The sequence below is a fragment of the Rhizobium cauense genome, from assembly GCF_019511525.1.
GTDB classification, from domain to species: Bacteria; Pseudomonadota; Alphaproteobacteria; order Rhizobiales; family Rhizobiaceae; genus Rhizobium; species Rhizobium cauense.
In genome coordinates, this window is the sequence record NZ_JAEUAT010000007.1 from 69421 (window position 1) to 87109 (window position 17689).

The window sequence follows — 17689 nt, forward strand, 5'->3', positions numbered from 1 at the left end:
TTACTCAAGTCTCGTAGATTTGCTCGCAGTAGCGTTGAGCACTGGATCGATTATCGAGGTTTGGCAATGGTCGGAATTCTATCAAGCATTGGCTCTTCCAGCGGCGCCGTGCTGGACGCATTGAACAAGTCGCAGGCAATCATAGAATTCGACCTTTCAGGCAGGATTCTCACTGCCAACGAGAACTTTTGCCGGGCCGTTGGCTACGAACTAAGCGAGATTGTCGGCAAGCACCACCGCATGTTTGTCGACCCGGCGGAAGCTGCCTCAAAGGACTATGCTGATTTCTGGGCTCGCCTCGGCGAAGGCCAGTTCGATCAACGTCAGTACAAGCGTATCGCGAAGGGCGGGCGCGAGATCTGGATCGAGGCAACCTACAACCCGATCCTTCGCGGCAAGAAACCGTTCAAGGTCGTAAAGTTCGCGACCGACATCACTGCCGCCAAGAAACAGGCCGCCGAGGACAAGGGCAAGCTCGAAGCATTGTCACGCGCTCAGGCGGTGATCGAATTCACTCCCACCGGCGAGATTGTTACCGCCAACGAGAATTTCCTGACGGCGCTGGGCTACTCGCTCGGAGAAATCGTGGGCAAGCATCACGCCATGTTCTGCGACGCGGAATACACACGCTCGTCCGCCTACAAGGCGTTCTGGGCCGATCTTGCTGCCGGCAACTTCGCGAGCAACCAGTTCAAGCGCATCGCCAAAGGCGGCCGCGAGATTTACATTCAGGCCTCCTACAATCCGATCCTCGATGACTCTGGCCGGGTGTTCAAGGTCGTGAAGTTCGCAACCGACGTCACCGAGCGCATGAAGGTGGTCAACGATCTTGGCGCCGGCCTCGCCCGCCTGTCGGAATGCAATATTCGCCAGACAATCGACGAGCCTTTCGTCGGCGAATTTGAAACACTTCGCCGCGACTTCAACACCTCCATCGGTGCTTTCCAGGCGACGCTGGTGAAGGTGTTGCAGCAGACCAACGCGCTGAATGGCAACAGTCAGGAAATGCGCCAGGCGGCCGAACAGCTGTCGGAGCGGACCAAGGAGCAGGCAGTCTCGCTCGAAGAGACGTCGGCGGCGCTGGAAGAGGTAACGGCGACCGTCAAATCGTCGACACAGAACACGCAGGACACACGCAAGCTGGTCCAGAGTGCTCGCGCCTCGGCATCGACCTCGTCCGCCGTGGTCCGCGAGACGATCACGGCGATGCAGCGGATCGCGTCCGCCTCCAAGGAGATCGGCCAGATCATCGGCGTCATCGACGAGATCGCGTTCCAAACCAACCTGCTGGCGCTGAACGCCGGCGTCGAGGCGGCGCGCGCCGGCGAAGCCGGCAAGGGCTTTGCCGTGGTCGCCCAGGAGGTTCGCGAACTCGCACAGCGCTCCGCCAAGGCCGCCAAGGAGATCAAGGGCCTGATCGAGAATTCCGGTAAGGAGGTCGATGAAGGCGTTCGCCTCGTCGATGCTACCGGATCGGCGTTGAACGAAATCGAGACCTTCGTCGAATCGATCGACACCAACATGAGTGCCCTCGCCACGGCAGCGGCCGAGCAATCGGCAGGCCTGTCGGAGATCAACAACGCCGTCTCCCAGATCGATCGCATGACGCAGCAGAACGCAGGCATGGTGGAGCGCACTTCGGGGATCAGCTCGGAACTCGCCTCTGGTGCAGCCCTGCTGGCCGAACTGGTCAACCACTTCAAGCTCAATCGGCGCAGCGCGATACGCGAGCCGGGCCAACAGGAGACTACGACCTCTCGCCCGCAGAAAGCCGCCTGACGGCCTGACAGCCAACGCATAAAGCCGCCGCATCGGCAGATGCTGGCGGCTTTTTGTTCCCTGCCCGTCAATGACAGCCGAATCTCGCCGTCTTGTCCGTTCGTGCGCAGCCGTCCGCAGCTTCAGCGCGCGGGCCCGCGATAGTCACAAAATAGCAAGAGGCCGCTTGTTAAAGCGGCCTCCCATCAAGCGATTGCTTCACGTGTCTTAGACTAGGCGACTCTGCTCGGTCGCAGCCTCGATAAAGCTTGCAAAGAGTGGATGCGGATCGAGCGGACGGCTCTTCAGTTCCGGATGATACTGGACGCCGATAAACCAGGGATGGTCAGGATACTCGATCGTCTCGGGCAGTACACCGTCTGGCGACATTCCCGAAAAGACGAGACCGCAGTCTTCCAAACGGTCCTTGTAGTCGATGTTGACTTCGTAGCGATGGCGATGGCGCTCGGAAATATCCGTCGAACCGTAGATCCCGGAGATCTTCGTATCCTTCTTCAGCGCGGCCTTGTAGGCGCCGAGGCGCATCGTTCCGCCGAGATCGCCGGCCGCCGTGCGCTTCTGCAGCTCATTGCCCTTCACCCATTCGGTCATCAGGCCGACGACGGGCTCCTTCGTAGGGCCGAACTCGGTCGACGACGCGCTTTCCACGCCGGCAAGGTTGCGGGCAGCTTCGATAACAGCCATCTGCATGCCGAAGCAGATGCCGAAATACGGCACCTTGCGTTCGCGCGCAAAACGGGCCGCATGGATCTTGCCTTCAGAGCCGCGCTCGCCAAAGCCGCCGGGAACGAGAATGCCATGAACCTTTTCAAGGTACGGCGCCGGATCTTCCTTTTCGAAGACTTCCGATTCGATCCACTCGAGGTTGACCTTGACGCGATTGGCAATACCACCGTGATGCAGCGCTTCAATCAGCGACTTATAGGCATCCTTAAGTCCGGTGTACTTCCCGACGATAGCGATCGTAACTTCGCCCTCGGGCGTACGGATACGGTTGCAGACCTCTTCCCACTGGTCGAGGCGCGGCTTCGGGGCGGGTTCGATGCCGAAGGCGGCCAGAACTTCGTTGTCGAGGCCTTCCTTGTGGTAAGCCATCGGCACGTCATAGATGTTCGCGACGTCGAGCGCCTGGATGACGGCGGACGGGCGTACGTTACAGAAGAGCGAGAGCTTGCGGCGCTCGGCTTCGGGAATTTCGCGGTCAGCGCGAACGAGCAGGATGTCAGGGTGAATCCCGAGCGCCTGCAGTTCCTTGACGGAATGCTGCGTCGGCTTGGTCTTCAGTTCGCCGGCTGCCGGAATATAGGGCATGAGCGTCAGATGAACGTAGATCGCGGTGCCGCGCGGCAGATCGTTGCCGAGCTGGCGGATCGCTTCCATGAACGGCATCGCCTCGATATCACCGACCGTGCCGCCGATCTCGCAGATCACGAAGTCGTAGTCGTCATTACCTTCGATAACGAAATCCTTGATCTCGTTGGTGACGTGCGGGATGACCTGGACGGTTGCGCCGAGATAGTCGCCGCGGCGTTCCTTGTCGATGATGTTCTTGTAGATCCGACCGGTGGTGATGTTGTCGGTCTTGGTCGCCGAACGCCCGGTGAAGCGCTCATAGTGGCCAAGATCAAGGTCGGTTTCGGCACCGTCGTCGGTGACGAAGACTTCGCCGTGCTGGGTCGGGCTCATAGTGCCCGGATCCACGTTCAGATAGGGGTCGAGTTTGCGAAGCCGCACCCGATAACCACGGGCTTGCAGCAACGCTCCGAGAGCCGCGGCCGCAATTCCTTTACCGAGAGAGGAAACCACGCCGCCAGTGATGAATACGTATCGCGCCATGGGAGTCACCGGATACCTTTTCAAAAACGATTCCACCAGCCCAAAAATTCATTTCGTGAACTTTTGGTGCCAGCGCGAAATCTGAACAAAAGAAAACCGGCAGACCCGAGGGCCTGCCGGCGGTTTATGCTGTGTGCCGCTTACTGTCCGCTTGGGACGGTTGCGGGCGCCGGAGCGGCTGGCGCTGCCGGAGCTGTTTCAGTGGATGCAGGTGCCGGCGCAGCGGGAGCCGCGGGTGCCGTCGCCGCAGGAGTTGTCGCAGCAGGTGTCGTTGCTGCCGGGGCCGGCGCGGATGCGCCGCCGGTCGGAACGCCGTTGTTGCTCTGTGGAGCCGCTGGGGCAGCAGGAGCGGTGGTGCCATTCTGGCCACCGAGCGAATCAAGGATGCCGTTGCCCTGCCCGCTCGTCGCGGGGATACGGTTCAGAATATCCGTCGGGCGGCTCTCGTAGCGGGTGAGGATGCCCAGGCCCAGCGAGGTTATGAAGAACAGCGTCGCCAGGATTGCGGTCGTACGCGTCAGCGCATTGGCCGTACCACGCGCAGACATGAAGCCCGAGCCGCCGCCGATGCCGAGACCACCGCCTTCCGAGCGCTGGATAAGCACAACGCCGACAAGTGCCAGCACGATCATGAGATGAATGACAATCAAAACGGTCTGCATGGGTCCAGTCCTGCCCACACGCGCGGCGGGCATAAAAGCAAAAATCTGGCGCTCTTTACATGAGGTGATCGGCTATTCCAAGCCCTTCGGCTCGGAATATACACGGGTCTAAGCGAGCAAGGCCCCGTATGCCCCGTAAATGGCGAGGAAATCGGTCGCTTTCAAGCTTGCGCCACCAATAAGGGCACCATCGACATTCGCGACCCCCATCAGCTCCTTGGCGTTACTGGGTTTCACCGAACCGCCATAGAGGATCCGGATCTTCTTGCCCGCCTCTCCAAATCGGGCGACGAGCTCGGAACGCATGAACGCATGCGCCTTCTCGACGTCTTCCACGGTTGGCGTGACGCCGGTGCCAATCGCCCACACAGGTTCGTAAGCGATGACCGTGTTGTCTGGCGTCGCGCTATCTGGAACCGAGGCCGAAAGTTGGCGCTTGATGATGTCGAGTGTCTGTCCAGCCTTGCGCTCGTCAGCCGTTTCGCCGATGCAGACGATCGCCGTCAGTTCGGCAGCAAACGCAGCTTCAGCCTTGGCGCGAACGAGATGGTCGGTCTCGGCATGGTCGGTGCGCCGCTCCGAATGACCGACGATAACGTGGGTGCCAAAGCAATCGGCAATCATCTCCGCGGAGATATCGCCGGTATGAGCGCCCGAAGGCTTCTGGTGGCAATCCTGCGCGCCGATCGCGAGCGGGCTGTCGGTGCAAAGCGCCGTAGCCACGTAAAGCAGCGTCGCAGGCGGGCAGATCAGTGCCTCGATCTTGGCGGAAAGTGGCCCTTGTACGCCTTCCGCGATCGCCTTGATCTGATCGAGGGAGGCACGCGTGCCGTTCATTTTCCAGTTTCCCGCCACCAGCGGGCGCACGTCAGGTGTCATGCCAGCCTTCCAATCTTTCTCGTACCGAGCGGCCTTAGCAAAAGCGCGGATCGATGAAAAGGTTCAGGGACCTTACCTAAGGGAAAATCAGGGCGATTTGTCGCGCAAATGCTTAAAATTTGGAGCGCATGTTGCTGAAAATCGTAGCTCGACGCTGCTGGAGCAGTTATCCGGCAGCGAGGATCCAGTTCAATGTCCGGCGCCAGTCGATCATGCGGATCGGAGTTCCATGATTGCCGGTTTCATACAGCGTGAAATGCGTTGGATAACCCGCTTTCAGCAGCTTCTTGAAAAACGCTTGCTGGTCGGTCGCCGCATAGACGGGGTCCTTGCTGCCATGCGCGAACCAGAGCGGCAGTCTGGCCTTGTAAAAGGCACTTTTCGCGAAGTCCGGATCGGCAACGCCGCTCATGATCACCATCCCCGCCAGACGCTTTACGCTATCCGGTTCACGGCTGACGCCCCAGCAAATCTGGTTGCCCATTGACGCACACGCCAGAATGATCGGCTTGCCTGGCGATTGCTCCGAGGCATAACGGATCAGACCTTCGATGGCCGTCACGCCGTCGCTGTCGAAGCTCCTGACTGATGGTGAGTAGTAGACGCCGCCATTGCCGGCGACCAGATTTTTGAGGCGGTTGAAGTTTCCGCCGAAGCTGTAATCGTTCGCGCCGAGGCGACGGTCGCCATCGCGTCCATGAATGAAGATGACTGTAAATGCGGCACCCACGCTCTGTCCCACCCTGGTGACATCGAGTCTTTGGGCTCCTAGCTGCAGCGTCTCGTCCGACTGTTGCCTCTTGATACCGAGCGACACATATTTCTGCCGTGCCCGCTTCTGCGGTATCTGGTCGCGACCGTTGATGTCTCGCATTTCGTCGTACCCGATGACATCGAAGGCGCCGTCGTTGCTGGTCTGCAGCACGTCCTGTTGGGAGAAAAGTTCGTCTTTGTAGGGCGGCAGGAGCTCCGTCGCTTGGCCGCTTGCTGTCGCCATCAGAAAAAAGGCCGTAATTACGGCGATAATCCTGCAATGACCTGTGGACATTCGCATGCGCGTGGTTCCTCGAGCCCTTTGGCCGCTTGCCATTCCACGTCCGCCAACGCAAACCATTTCCTGAGAAAGTCCGCCGGATCAGGCGGCGTCGCGTATGAAGGCGCTTTCTGGCAGAATCTGCCTGATTCGTAAACGTGACATCAAATGCGGTGATTTTGGGTCAGGCTTGGCACCAGCCGCCTGCCTCGAACAGGATGAAGATCTGAACGGCCCCATGGACGATAGCAACGACCTCTTTTCCGGCATGCCCCTGACCCAGAAGCAGGAGGAGACGCCGAAACCTGCCGAGCTGCCGAAGCCGACGTCTACGGCGGCTGGCGATGTTCCTCCTACGTCACGCCCGGCACCGGTGAGTTCGACCTCGGACGACTATGGCGCGTCCTCGATCCGTGTTCTCGAGGGGCTCGAGCCTGTGCGCATGCGTCCAGGCATGTACATCGGCGGTACCGACGAAAAGGCCCTCCACCACCTGTTCGCTGAAGTCATTGACAACTCGATGGACGAAGCCGTTGCCGGCCATGCCAACTTCATCGACGTTCACCTTGACCTGCAGGGTTATCTCACTGTCAGCGATAACGGCCGCGGTATCCCGGTCGAAAACCACCCGCAGGTCCCCGGCAAATCGACACTTGAAGTCATCATGACCAAGTTGCACGCGGGCGGCAAATTCGATGGTAAGGCCTACGAAACCTCAGGCGGCCTTCACGGCGTTGGCGTCTCAGTCGTCAACGCACTGTCCGATTTCATGGAAGTCGAGGTGGCCCGCAATCGCAAGCTCTATCGCCAGCGCTTTTCACGCGGTCTCCCGCAGGGCGGTCTGGAGGAGCTCGGCGACGTCCATAACCGGCGGGGCACCCGCGTCCGCTTCCATCCCGACGCGCAGATTTTCGGTGAGCATGCCAAGTTCGACGCTGCCCGCGTCTTCCGGATGGCTCGCTCGAAGGCTTACCTCTTCGGTGGCGTGGAAATCCGCTGGAGCTGCGAGGAAGGTGTGCTGCCGCAGGGTTCAGAGATACCTGACAAGGCAGTCTTCCATTTCCCCGGGGGCCTGAAGGATTACCTGCAGGCGACGATGGGCAAGGAATTCACGGTCACCCGCGAGATTTTTGCCGGCAAGACCGAGAAGGCAAGCGGCCATGGCTCGCTGGAATGGGCAATCACCTGGTATGGCGGCGATCCGCAGGTTCATTCCTATTGCAACACCATTCCGACACCGGAAGGCGGTACGCATGAGGCAGGCCTGCGCATAGCGCTCACCAAGGGCCTGAAGAATTATGCAGAGCTCACGCAGAACAAGCGCGCTGCGCAGATCACAACGGACGACGTGATGATCTCCGCTGTCGGCATGCTGTCGGTTTTCATCCGCGAACCGGAGTTCGTGGGGCAGACCAAGGACAAGCTAGCGACCGTGGAGGCTCAGCGCATCGTCGAGAATGCGCTGCGTGACCCGTTCGACCACTATCTTGCGGACAACCCGAACGAAGCTGCCAAACTGCTCGATTGGGTCATTGAACGAGCCGAAGAGCGCCTGCGTCGCCGCAAGGAAAAGGAAGTCAATCGCAAGACGGCCGTCCGGAAGTTGCGGCTGCCTGGAAAGCTCGCCGATTGCGCTCAGAACACGGCCGAGGGTGCCGAACTCTTCATCGTCGAAGGTGACTCGGCAGGTGGCTCGGCCAAGCAGGCGCGCAATCGTGCCAACCAGGCGATCCTTCCGTTGCGCGGCAAGATCTTGAACGTTGCCAGCGCGGGACGGGAAAAGCTTGGGGCTAACCAGCAGTTGGCCGATCTGGTCCAGGCGCTCGGCTGCGGCACGCGCTCGAAGTACCGCGAGGAAGACCTTCGCTACGAGCGCATCATCGTCATGACCGACGCCGATGTCGACGGCGCTCATATCGCATCGCTGCTGATCACATTCTTCTATCAGGAGATGCCGGAGCTTGTCCGTGGCGGGCACCTCTTCCTTGCAGTCCCGCCGCTCTACAAGATTTCCCAAGGTGCAAAATCCGCTTACGCTCGTGATGATGCCCATCGTGCCGAGCTGATGGAGACGGAGTTCAAGGGCAAGGCGAAGGTAGAGGTCAGTCGCTTCAAAGGTCTTGGCGAAATGCTGCCTGGCCAGCTGAAGGAAACCACGATGGACCCAAGCAAGCGCACACTACTGCGCGTGCTGATTGACGAGGTGGATTTCGAGGGTACCAGGACAGCGGTCGACGACCTTATGGGAACGAAGCCGGAAGCGCGCTTCCGGTTCATCCAGGATCGTGCGGCCTTCGCGGAAAACCTGGATATCTGAACGCGTTAGTCTATCCGCACCGTGATCTCCGTCTTCACGGAGTTGGCGAGGAAGCACAATTCATGTGCTTCGTGGTGAAGCTTTTGTTCGATCTCTCGGCTCGGTCTGTCGCCGGTGTAGGCGACCTTTGGATAAAGCTCGACACGGCTGACCATGGTCTTGCCGTCGACGGTCTCCATGACGCCAGTTGCCGCATCGACATAGCTGTCGATCGTGATCTTTTTCTTGGAGGCGAGCCAGAGGTAGAAGAGCATGTGGCAGCTCGATAGCGCGGCAACATATGCCTCTTCCGGATCCACATTCTCGGAGATGGCGAAAGGAAGCGGGACATTGTGCGGCGAGGCCGAGGCCGCGACCGTTGCGCCGCCGTCGAAGCTCCATTCGTGTCCGCGGCTGTACCGCCCGTCTATAAATGTCGCCTCGCCTCGCTCCCACGCGACTTTCGCGGAAAATGTCGTCATCTCTCTATTCTCCTTCACGCGTCAGGCGCGCTGTCGTCATCTGCAAATGGTTTGACAAGGCCTGCAACGCCGCCGCCTCGTCGCGGAGTTCACAAGCGTCGACGATGGCTCGATGCTCGGCATGAAGGACGACACGCTCGTCTGAACCCTTCGGCTGCCTCGCATAAGCGCGCCGCGATTCGCGCCGCAAACCATCGATCATCGAAAGAAGGCGGTCGTTCCCGCATCGCCCGTAAAGCGTGCGATGGAAAGCGATATCCAGTTCTTCTAGGATCGCGGAGTCCTCCTCCTCAACAAGGTCCTCGTTGATACGGCGTGCCTTGCGCAGCTCACTATCGCCAAGCATGGGCAGCGACGCGCGTAGCGCTGTACTCTCCAGCGCTGCGCGGATTTCGGCGAGCTCGCGGGATTCCTCCTCTGTCAGGCCGGACACCGCAAGGCTTCGATCCGGTCGCCGGTTGAGCAGTCCCGATGCCAGAAGTCGATCGAGCGCTTGGCGAACGGGTTGCCGACTGACCCCAAATCTCTCCGCCAGAACCTCCTGCTTCAGGACAGTGCCGGGCGGCAGAGTGCCGCCTTCAATCTGGCGCCGAAGCGTTGCAGCTATTTCATTTGTATCCATGGATCCAAAGTATTCGGTTGAGTGAAATTTGGCAAGTTTGCGGAAGGATTTTTGTCATATTGGTTGCGGAGAATGGGTTTAAGGAGCGTATTGTGGTCGTCGATATCTGGGAGACGCAGATCGGCGGCAATAATTGGTCATTATGCTTGCGCCGGCGGGAAGCATGGCCCATATCCTAGTCAAAATAAGGGGGAAAAGAACGACGTGAGCCTTCGGAACAACAATCTTCAGCGAGAGTCGCGGTGGCTCGGTCCTTCCGGCCCTGCCCGCACACCACTGATTCCCTCGATCTCGGCAGCACGCTGGCTGCTGATCCTTGTTGTCGCCGCCGGCGTCTATTTCTTCTATGGCTTTGCTGTTCCCGTGCTTGCCGCGCTGGTCATCGGCTTTGCAAGCTGGCCGCTTTACCGTCGGCTGCTTGTTCGCGTCGGCGGCAACACCACGATCGCCGCCACAATTGCAATTATTCTGATCATTACGTTCCTCGTCATCCCGATCGTTTTTGCCGTCACCTACACGACCGGCGAGGTCCGAGAGTGGGTCGCCTGGGCGATCCATGCAAACAGAGCGGGCGCACCGACGCCTGAGTGGATTGTCGCCCTGCCCTTCGCCGGCCCCTATCTTGACGAATTGTGGGGAAAATATATCGGCAGCCCCGGTTCCATGGGCGAGGTGATCCAGGCGATCAGCGGTGCCAATATCGGCAATATCTACCGGGCGGTTCTGGCCGCAGGCGGCGGCGCTTTCCACCTTCTGCTGACGCTGCTTTTCATGCTGATTGCGCTGTTCTTCGTCTATCGCGATGGTTCCGCGTTCTCGCAGCAGATCGACATGCTCGGCGAGCGCATTCTTCCGAACCGTTGGGAGCGGATTTCGCGCGTCGTACCGGCAACCATCAGCTCGACCGTCATGGGCATGACGCTGATAGCGATCGGCGAAGGCATCGTACTTGGTGTTGCCTACTGGATCGCGGGTGTCCCCTCGCCTGTGACGCTCGGTGTTCTGACCGGCATTATGGCGCTGATCCCGGGCGGCGCGCCGTTGTCCTTCACGCTCGTGTCCATCTACCTCGTTGCCAGCGGTTCGCACATCGCAGGCGTCAGTCTTTTCGTTTGGGGAACCGTCGAGCTGTTCATCGTCGACAAGACCCTGCGCCCCAAGCTCGTCGGCGGTCCGATCAAGCTGCCTTTCCTGCCGACGTTCTTCGGCCTCGTCGGCGGTGTGAAAACAATGGGCTTCCTCGGTCTCTTCATCGGCCCGGTGCTGATGGCACTCATCGTCGCCATCTGGCGGGAGTGGATGCACGAGGTCCGCAATGCGGAAACAGGCCCGCAAGTCATGATCGACGAGCAGGCCCCACCATCCTCTCGCGCGGCTGAATGATCAGGTCAGTCGCTTTTCCATGAAGCGGCTGAGCGGATCGGGCAGATAGCTGCCGAACGGTTCGATTTCGAGATAGCCGTACTTGCGGTAGAGGCTGATCGCTTCCGGCTGGTAGATACCGGTTTCAAGCCGGACGGCGCGGAGTTCCTTTTCGGCGGCTGCGGCCTCGAGCGCAGCCATCAGTTTGCTCGCCACCTTCAAGCCGCGTGTATCGGGGTCAACGAACATGCGCTTGATCTCTGCCGTCCCGTCGCCGGCCTCGACGAGCGCACAGCATCCGACGATGGAGCCTTCATTGCGAGCAACGAAGAAGCTGACGCCAGCTTTCTCCAACATGGAGACATCGACGAGGTGGTTGCTCTCTGGCGGGTAGAGGGACTGGGCGTATGCGTCTGACAAGTCAAGCAAGCGGAGAACGCCTTCCTGGCGTGGCGATTCCAGAGCGATTGTGATGGGCACGAGATCTTCCTGTCTTCCGGGGCGCTCCCGCATGACGAAAAGTTAATACTGGCGCGCCTTCATTATGTTGGAATTGCTGCCTCTAAGAGCGATAGGTTCAATATTGAAAAGGCGAGAATATGCAAGCGGTTCTGGTCGCGATGACCATCCTGGGGTGCAACGACTCTGTTACTCAATGCAACTATCTCGCTACCGTCGAGCAGCAGTGGCAAACAGTTGCGATGTGCGACGCCGATTCGGAAAAGCAGCTGAAACGCTATTCAAACGTCAGCTATCCTACAGTGATTGCCGTCTGTGAGCCGCCAAAACCTGCTATCCCAGCTAAGCCAAAGGCAGTGGTGGAAAACGCACCCTCACCGCCGGTGCCAACTGAAACGCAAGGTGCTTTGGCAGCCTTTGCCGATCGTATTGCGTCCCAGGTGCGAGCGCATCTGCCCTCCGGTCGCGGCATGAAGTCGGTGCTTGCTTCACCGGTCCATTTCGCCTCGGACAGCTATTCCTGGGTCGCTAAGCGGCTTCACTACTAGGCTGCGGCGAGAGAGGTCAGCTGCGCGTAGGTGCGCGCATGCTGCCGCTGTTCGGCGATTTGCAACCGTTCAACCATTTCCAGAAGTTCCTGGACGGCACCGTGCGCTTGTTGTGCGCGGAATTTCTCAAGCAGCTTGCCGCAAATATCGGCGAGCATCGCACCCGCAAGGTTTTTCGATGCCGCTCTCCACAGCAGCGTCGCCTCGACGAAGACAATGCTGATATCGCGGGAAAGGCCGGACGATTCATAGAGCGCACGCACGGCGTGCATGCGACCGGTCGCGAGGATGGAACGCACCCGGCGCTCGTCGCACCCAGTCAGGTTGACCATGGCGCCTGCGAAAAACTCCACCTTGCCGGAGCACAGAGCGTGCATCAGGAAAGACGGCGTCAGGTGACCGCCTACACGCAAGTGCTCTACAAGGTCTGAGATCTCGCGCGGAGCAATCTCACCGGCAATCGACACGACGGCTGCCTCATTCGCTTCCCGGCTGATTCGAAGCAATCGGCCATGATCAATTGTGGCCCTCGCCAGCGGCAGATCCAGCAGCGCAACGCTGACATGTTGAGTCAGCAAGTGCCGTGCATCTGCTGGTAGGTCCGCGCGGTCCAGAAGTGCGTTGCGGATTTCGCACTGCTGCCCCAGGCGCTCAGCAATCCTCCGAAGCGAGTAAGGTGCAATCGTCGCGCCTTCATTTTCGAGAAGACACAGTACGCTCTCTTCTTCGCCGATTTCGGCTAGCGCAGCGGCGACTGCCCGAGAGATTGCGGCACGCGCCGCTATCAGCATTCGTGTGACGCTGCTTCCATTGGCCGCAAGGTCCACAAGGTCAGCATCCGACAGCAACGGGGAACATGTGACGGGATGACACGCAATTTCCGGCTGATCGGATGCCAGCGAAAGAATAACTGTTCTCGGTGCGTCCGGTGACCAGGAGATCGCCTCGGCGAGCGCCAGCCTCACTTTCGGAGATGGATCGTCGAGGAGGAACGTCATCGCCATCTCGGCAGCCGCACGTTCCTCTGCAGCCATTTCGGACTGCAGATAGGCTCTGCCAAGGGCGTTTGCCGCGCGGGCCCGGTCTCCGGCCTTGGCTGTTTCCACCCAACGAAGAAATGCTTCTACGATCACCCGTGTGCCCCATGCCCGAATGCGATTCCCTCGCATTCCAATCAGTGGGATTACGGTATGCTTAAAAAGTTTATGATTGGTTCACCATGTTCGTTAAGTCTTGGTCCCGGCCGTCAAAGCTGGGGCCGCAACATCTCGAACACGTCACTGCCTTCGCTGTAGTCCATGTATCCCATGCGTGCGACCGGCCGAGCAATCGCCATATCAAGGCGGCCATCGCGAAGGATCGATTCATCGATGTGAATGCCTACAACCTGGCCTACGACCATGACGTTCTCGGTGTCTTCACCGGAGAGTGACTTCGGCACAATGATTTCGGTCACCTTGCATTCAAGCACAGCAAAAGCTTCCGCCACATAGGGCGCATCGACGAGCTCACCACGCTTTGCCGTCAGTCCCGCGAGCGCAAACTCGTCAACGCCATAATCCACTGTCGCCGAGGACACATTCATCTTCTCAGCCAGATGCCGGCTCACGAAGTTGCATGTGAATTCGCCAGTCTCGGCCGCATTTCGCTGACTATGCTTGCGACCGGCCGAAGAGAACATCACGAGCTTCGGGCGGTCGGAAATCGCGTTGAAAAAGGAATACGGCGCGAGATTGATCGAACCGTCGTTGCCCTTGCTGCCGATCCAGCCGATTGGGCGCGGCGCGACGATCGCCTTGAAGGGATCATGCGCCAGGCCGTGTTTGTTCGTGTCCGTTGTATAGAACATCAGTCCTCTCCGCCGACCCAGGTAACCGTCTCGGTAAGCTCCGGACGCGGGCGCTCGATGGCGGGAAATGTTGTGGAGCCCATGTGAATGAAGCCGGCAACCTTCTCGCCCGGCCCTACACCCAGCAGGCCATAGGCGCGCTCATCATAGGCGAACCATTCGGTCAGCCAGTTCGCGACCCATCCGTGGGCATTGGCTGCAAAGATGATGTTGAGGCACACCGCGCCCGCGGACATGAGCTGTTCCCACTCAGGAATCTTGATGTGCGGGCCGGCCTTGCTGACGACGGCAACAACGACCGGTGCGCGGGTGAAACGCGTCCGCTCCACCTGGATCATCTCATCAGAGAGGTCAGGCTTGGCCGCAAGCGCAAGTTTCAGAAGTTCCTCGCCGATCCGGACGCGCTCTTCACCCCGATAGACGATGAACCGCCAAGGCGCGAGCTTGCCATGATCCGGAACGCGAGAAGCCAGGCGGAGTATCTCTTCGATCTCAGCCTTGTCGGGCCCGGGTTCGGACATCTGAAAAGCAGGAATAGAACGGCGCACGCCGAGGTAGTCGATGAGCTTGATATCGGATTTCATGCAGGGAGACTTCCATTTTCATGACAGCATTCGGGATGGGTCTTGAATTTGCCATCGGGTTGGTCTTGAAGTGGCCTCTGTGATTTCAGATGTCAATTGGTTCGCACGACACATGGTTGGCATTTCGCCATACGGACGTATAAGCCTCGCCCTCGCCTTCGCGGCTCTGCTGCCTTTCGGCAGCCAGGCGCAGGAGGCTTTCCAGACCTTCAAGCAACTGGACACGACGGCGAAGATGCCGAAGCTGAATGCTTTTATCGCGCCAGGTGCAGCGACGCAGGGCTCGAACCTGCATGCAGTCGCCCTTGAGGCGAAGCTGACCACAAATGGTGACGCCGTTCAGGACGGGCTCTCCTGGTACGTATTCAGCCCGATCGCGGGCGCGGACGGCAAGCTTCCGCTGATTGCGTCTTCGCAGGGCGGTTCCGCTGACTTCCAGCTCGCGGCTGGAGACTACTTCGTCAACGTCTCCTTCGGTCGCGCCGGCGTCACGCGCAGGCTGACGGTTCCCGAGAGCGGCCAAGTCGACAAGCAGACGATGGTTCTGGAAGCCGGTGGACTGTTGCTCAACGCAGTGTCGGGTTCGGATGTTCGCATTCGCCCGGATCAGCTCAGCTTCTCGATCTATTCCGCTGAGGTGCGTGAGGACGGAGAGCGCGGCCTCGTCATGGCCGATGTGCCGCCGAATACGGTGGTTCGCCTCAACGCGGGTACGTACCACATTGTCTCGGAATACGGCGAAACGAACGCCTCGATCCGGGCCGACATCCAGGTAGAGGCAGGTAAGCTCACGGAAGCGACGATCCAGCACAAGGCCGCGCAAATTACCTTCAAACTCGTGTCCGATGCCGGTGGCGAAGCAATTGCCGATACCGCCTGGTCCATCCTTACGGCCGCTGGCGACAGCGTCGGCGAAAGTGTCAGCGCATTTCCGACGATGGTGCTTGCCGAAGGTGAGTATTCTGCGGTCGCTCGAAACAAGGACAAGATCTACCAGCGCGATTTCAAGGTCGAGGCTGGCAAGAACATCGACGTCGAAGTCCTGATGAAGGACGTGCAACCGGAAGAGCCGACCGAGGCGGCCAAGACAGTGCAGGTCCAGCCGGATCAGCACGCCCCGCTGCCCTCTTTTGATCAATTGCAAGGTGGCGCCAACGCAGGGGACGCCGACTGAGCGGTTTAGGGAAATGCAAGACAATGAAAAACCGCCCGGTTTCGTCCTGAGACCGGGCGGTTTCTTTTGTTGAGCGCCGGACGTCGATCAGGCAGCCTTTGCCTTCTTCGCCTCGGCCTTGCGCCGGATATCCGGCGGGGTGGCTTCGAGCCCGAGGCTTGCGATCGCCTCGTCAAGCGACATCGAGGTCTGTTCCTGGCTTCCGAGGCGACGGATGTTGACCGTACGCTCCTCGGCTTCCTTCTTGCCGCAGACGATGATGACGGGAACTTTCGTAACGGAATGCTCGCGGATCTTGTAGTTGATCTTCTCGTTACGGAAGTCGGTTTCGACCGTCAGGCCGGCGTCGCGCAGCGCTGCTGCAACTTCGGCGCCATAGCCGTCGGCCTCGGAGGTGATCGTCGCGACAACGACCTGCTGGGGCGATACCCACAGCGGCAGGTGTCCTGCGAAGTTCTCGATCAGGATGCCGAGGAAGCGTTCCATCGAGCCGCAGATAGCGCGGTGGATCATCACCGGCTGCGTCTTTTCCGAGTTGCTGTCGATGTAGAAGGCGCCAAAGCGCTCCGGCAGGTTGAAGTCGACCTGCGTGGTGCCGCACTGCCATTCGCGGCCGATCGCGTCCTTCAGCGTATATTCGAACTTTGGACCGTAGAACGCGCCCTCGCCCGGCAGGATCCCGGTCTTGATGTTGTTCGACTGCTGCTGGATCGTCTCAAGCACCTCAGTCATCACGCTTTCGGCGCGATCCCAAAGGTCGTCCGAACCGACGCGCTTTTCCGGACGCGTTGAAAGCTTGATGGTGATCTCGTCGAAGCCGAAGTCCTTGTAGACCGAGAGGATCAGCTCGTTGATCTTCAGGCACTCGGCGGCCATCTGCTCGTCGGTGCAGAAGATGTGCGCGTCGTCCTGTGTGAAGCCCCGCACGCGCATCAGGCCATGCAGAGCGCCTGACGGCTCGTAGCGGTGAACGGTGCCAAATTCGGCAAGGCGAATCGGCAGTTCACGGTAGGACTTCAGACCATGCTTGAAGATCTGCACGTGACCGGGGCAGTTCATAGGCTTCAGCGCGAAGACACGATCGTCATCCGTGTCGTCGCCGGCAACCGTAACCTTGAACATGTTGTCGCGGTACCAGCCCCAGTGACCGGAGGTTTCCCAGAGCGACTTGTCGAGCACCTGCGGCGCATTGACCTCCTGGTAGTCTTCGGCGAGACGGCGGCGCATATAGGCGACCAGCGTCTGGAACATACGCCAGCCCTTGCCATGCCAGAAGACGACGCCCGGCCCTTCTTCCTGGAAGTGGAAGAGATCCATTTCGCGACCGAGGCGACGATGGTCGCGCTTCTCGGCTTCGGCAAGTACATGCAGGTAGTTGTCGAGATCAGCCTGCTCGGCGAATGCGGTGCCATAGATGCGGGTCAGCATCGGATTGTTGCTGTCCCCACGCCAGTAGGCGCCAGCCACCTTCATCAGCTTGAACGCCGTGCCGATCTGGCCGGTGGACGCCATATGCGGCCCACGGCACAGGTCGAACCAGTCGCCCTGATAGTAGATCTTCAGATCCTGGCCCGGAGGAATCGCGTCGACGAGTTCCACCTTGTAGCTCTCACCCTTGGCCGTGAACACTTCTTTGGCCTTCTCCCGCGACCAGACTTCCTTGGTAAAGGGCGCGTTGCGGGCAATGATTTCCTTCATCTTCTTTTCGATCTTCGGCAGATCGTCCGGGGTGAAGGGCTCGTTCTTGGCAAAGTCGTAGTAGAAGCCGTTCTCGATGACCGGCCCGATTGTTACCTGTGTGCCAGGCCAGAGCTCCTGCACGGCTTCTGCCATCACGTGGGCTGCGTCATGCCGGATCAGCTCCAGCGCGCGGCCATCTGTGCGGGTAATGATTTCAATCGTGCCTGCTGTGACCGGATCGGAAAGGTCGCGAACCTGACCGTCGATCGCGATCGCGACTGCTTTCTTGGCAAGCGACTTTGAAATGGATTCTGCGACATCCTTGCCGGTTGCGCCAGCATCGTAGCTGCGCACGGAACCATCGGGGAATGTCAGGGAAACGGATTGGGACATCTAGAATTCTCCTTGTCCAGTCCCGCCAACGAATGCGGGTGGTTGCAATGA

16 protein-coding genes are annotated in these 17689 nt (G+C 59.6%); 5 read left to right on the forward strand and 11 right to left on the reverse strand.

Features of this window, described 5'->3' with window-relative positions; all coding sequences use genetic code 11:
- The first annotated feature begins 66 nt into the window (after positions 1-66).
- Positions 67-1779 carry a methyl-accepting chemotaxis protein gene (locus tag JNB88_RS14905; RefSeq protein ID WP_220356138.1) on the forward strand — a complete coding sequence of 571 codons (1713 nt, stop codon included), beginning with the start codon at positions 67-69 and terminating at the stop codon, positions 1777-1779.
- Between the two features lie 207 nt (positions 1780-1986).
- On the opposite strand, the gene JNB88_RS14910 is transcribed toward JNB88_RS14905, so the two are convergent.
- The 4 genes from JNB88_RS14910 to JNB88_RS14925 all read right to left on the reverse strand — a co-directional run bounded on the left by JNB88_RS14910 (position 1987) and on the right by JNB88_RS14925 (position 6210).
- Positions 1987-3615, reverse strand: coding sequence for a CTP synthase (locus tag JNB88_RS14910; protein WP_037127977.1), 1629 nt, complete (start codon positions 3613-3615; stop codon positions 1987-1989).
- A 140-nt stretch (positions 3616-3755) separates the two neighbouring features.
- On the reverse strand, positions 3756-4277 hold the full coding sequence (secG, locus tag JNB88_RS14915; RefSeq protein WP_220356139.1) for a preprotein translocase subunit SecG: 522 nt from the start codon (positions 4275-4277) through the stop codon (positions 3756-3758).
- Between the two features lie 108 nt (positions 4278-4385).
- The gene (gene tpiA / locus JNB88_RS14920) at positions 4386-5156 is read right to left on the reverse strand and encodes a triose-phosphate isomerase (protein WP_220356140.1); all 771 of its coding nucleotides are present in this window, start codon (positions 5154-5156) and stop codon (positions 4386-4388) included.
- Positions 5157-5322: 166 nt separating this feature from the next.
- Positions 5323-6210 carry a dienelactone hydrolase family protein gene (locus JNB88_RS14925; protein ID WP_220356141.1) on the reverse strand — a complete coding sequence of 296 codons (888 nt, stop codon included), beginning with the start codon at positions 6208-6210 and terminating at the stop codon, positions 5323-5325.
- Between the two features lie 217 nt (positions 6211-6427).
- Between JNB88_RS14925 and parE the strand changes: the two genes are divergently transcribed.
- Entirely contained in the window at positions 6428-8506 is a 2079-nt protein-coding gene (gene parE / locus JNB88_RS14930) for a DNA topoisomerase IV subunit B (protein ID WP_220356142.1), read from the forward strand.
- Between the two features lie 5 nt (positions 8507-8511).
- On the opposite strand, the gene JNB88_RS14935 is transcribed toward parE, so the two are convergent.
- Together JNB88_RS14935 and JNB88_RS14940 are read right to left on the reverse strand one after the other, a co-directional pair.
- A complete protein-coding gene (locus JNB88_RS14935) occupies positions 8512-8967 on the reverse strand; it encodes an OsmC family protein (RefSeq protein WP_220356143.1) in 456 nt (151 codons plus the stop codon).
- Between the two features lie 4 nt (positions 8968-8971).
- Positions 8972-9589 (reverse strand): GntR family transcriptional regulator, encoded by a 618-nt coding sequence (locus JNB88_RS14940; RefSeq protein ID WP_220356144.1) that lies wholly within the window; start codon positions 9587-9589, stop codon positions 8972-8974.
- A 204-nt stretch (positions 9590-9793) separates the two neighbouring features.
- Here JNB88_RS14940 and JNB88_RS14945 point away from each other — a divergent pair, with 204 nt between their 5' ends.
- Entirely contained in the window at positions 9794-10972 is a 1179-nt protein-coding gene (locus JNB88_RS14945) for an AI-2E family transporter (protein ID WP_220356145.1), read from the forward strand.
- On the opposite strand, the gene JNB88_RS14950 is transcribed toward JNB88_RS14945, so the two are convergent.
- Complete coding sequence (locus JNB88_RS14950) at positions 10973-11431, reverse strand: GNAT family N-acetyltransferase (RefSeq protein WP_220356146.1); 459 nt, start codon at positions 11429-11431, stop codon at positions 10973-10975.
- Positions 11432-11550: 119 nt separating this feature from the next.
- Between JNB88_RS14950 and JNB88_RS14955 the strand changes: the two genes are divergently transcribed.
- Complete coding sequence (locus tag JNB88_RS14955) at positions 11551-11958, forward strand: hypothetical protein (RefSeq protein WP_220356147.1); 408 nt, start codon at positions 11551-11553, stop codon at positions 11956-11958.
- Here the strand turns inward: JNB88_RS14955 and JNB88_RS14960 are convergent.
- The 3 genes from JNB88_RS14960 to JNB88_RS14970 all read right to left on the reverse strand — a co-directional run bounded on the left by JNB88_RS14960 (position 11955) and on the right by JNB88_RS14970 (position 14391).
- A complete protein-coding gene (locus tag JNB88_RS14960; protein WP_220356148.1) occupies positions 11955-13127 on the reverse strand; it encodes a DUF2336 domain-containing protein in 1173 nt (390 codons plus the stop codon). The genes JNB88_RS14955 and JNB88_RS14960 overlap by 4 nt on opposite strands.
- Positions 13128-13204: 77 nt before the next feature.
- Complete coding sequence (locus JNB88_RS14965; protein ID WP_220356149.1) at positions 13205-13807, reverse strand: flavin reductase family protein; 603 nt, start codon at positions 13805-13807, stop codon at positions 13205-13207.
- Positions 13807-14391 carry a nitroreductase family protein gene (locus JNB88_RS14970; RefSeq protein ID WP_220356150.1) on the reverse strand — a complete coding sequence of 195 codons (585 nt, stop codon included), beginning with the start codon at positions 14389-14391 and terminating at the stop codon, positions 13807-13809. The genes JNB88_RS14965 and JNB88_RS14970 overlap by 1 nt, the downstream gene beginning before the upstream one ends.
- A gap of 112 nt (positions 14392-14503) precedes the next feature.
- Here JNB88_RS14970 and JNB88_RS14975 point away from each other — a divergent pair, with 112 nt between their 5' ends.
- Complete coding sequence (locus JNB88_RS14975; RefSeq protein WP_220356151.1) at positions 14504-15565, forward strand: hypothetical protein; 1062 nt, start codon at positions 14504-14506, stop codon at positions 15563-15565.
- Positions 15566-15652: 87 nt separating this feature from the next.
- Here JNB88_RS14975 and thrS read toward each other — a convergent pair whose 3' ends face one another.
- A complete protein-coding gene (gene thrS / locus JNB88_RS14980; RefSeq protein WP_220356152.1) occupies positions 15653-17638 on the reverse strand; it encodes a threonine--tRNA ligase in 1986 nt (661 codons plus the stop codon).
- Positions 17639-17689: the final 51 nt, after the last annotated feature.

Excerpts from the sequence above, each read along its gene's own strand:
- parE (WP_220356142.1), top strand. The coding sequence starts at position 6,428 with ATGGACGATAGCAACGACCTCTTTTCCGGCATGCCCCTGACCCAGAAG.
- JNB88_RS14940 (WP_220356144.1), bottom strand. The coding sequence starts at position 9,589 with ATGGATACAAATGAAATAGCTGCAACGCTTCGGCGCCAGATTGAAGGC.
- JNB88_RS14935 (WP_220356143.1), bottom strand. The coding sequence starts at position 8,967 with ATGACGACATTTTCCGCGAAAGTCGCGTGGGAGCGAGGCGAGGCGACA.
- tpiA (WP_220356140.1), bottom strand. The coding sequence starts at position 5,156 with ATGACACCTGACGTGCGCCCGCTGGTGGCGGGAAACTGGAAAATGAAC.
- JNB88_RS14925 (WP_220356141.1), bottom strand. The coding sequence starts at position 6,210 with ATGCGAATGTCCACAGGTCATTGCAGGATTATCGCCGTAATTACGGCC.
- thrS (WP_220356152.1), bottom strand. The coding sequence starts at position 17,638 with ATGTCCCAATCCGTTTCCCTGACATTCCCCGATGGTTCCGTGCGCAGC.
- JNB88_RS14965 (WP_220356149.1), bottom strand. The coding sequence starts at position 13,807 with ATGTTCTATACAACGGACACGAACAAACACGGCCTGGCGCATGATCCC.
- JNB88_RS14975 (WP_220356151.1), top strand. The coding sequence starts at position 14,504 with ATGGTTGGCATTTCGCCATACGGACGTATAAGCCTCGCCCTCGCCTTC.
- secG (WP_220356139.1), bottom strand. The coding sequence starts at position 4,277 with ATGCAGACCGTTTTGATTGTCATTCATCTCATGATCGTGCTGGCACTT.
- JNB88_RS14955 (WP_220356147.1), top strand. The coding sequence starts at position 11,551 with ATGCAAGCGGTTCTGGTCGCGATGACCATCCTGGGGTGCAACGACTCT.
- JNB88_RS14910 (WP_037127977.1), bottom strand. The coding sequence starts at position 3,615 with ATGGCGCGATACGTATTCATCACTGGCGGCGTGGTTTCCTCTCTCGGT.
- JNB88_RS14905 (WP_220356138.1), top strand. The coding sequence starts at position 67 with ATGGTCGGAATTCTATCAAGCATTGGCTCTTCCAGCGGCGCCGTGCTG.
- JNB88_RS14960 (WP_220356148.1), bottom strand. The coding sequence starts at position 13,127 with ATGCGAGGGAATCGCATTCGGGCATGGGGCACACGGGTGATCGTAGAA.
- JNB88_RS14970 (WP_220356150.1), bottom strand. The coding sequence starts at position 14,391 with ATGAAATCCGATATCAAGCTCATCGACTACCTCGGCGTGCGCCGTTCT.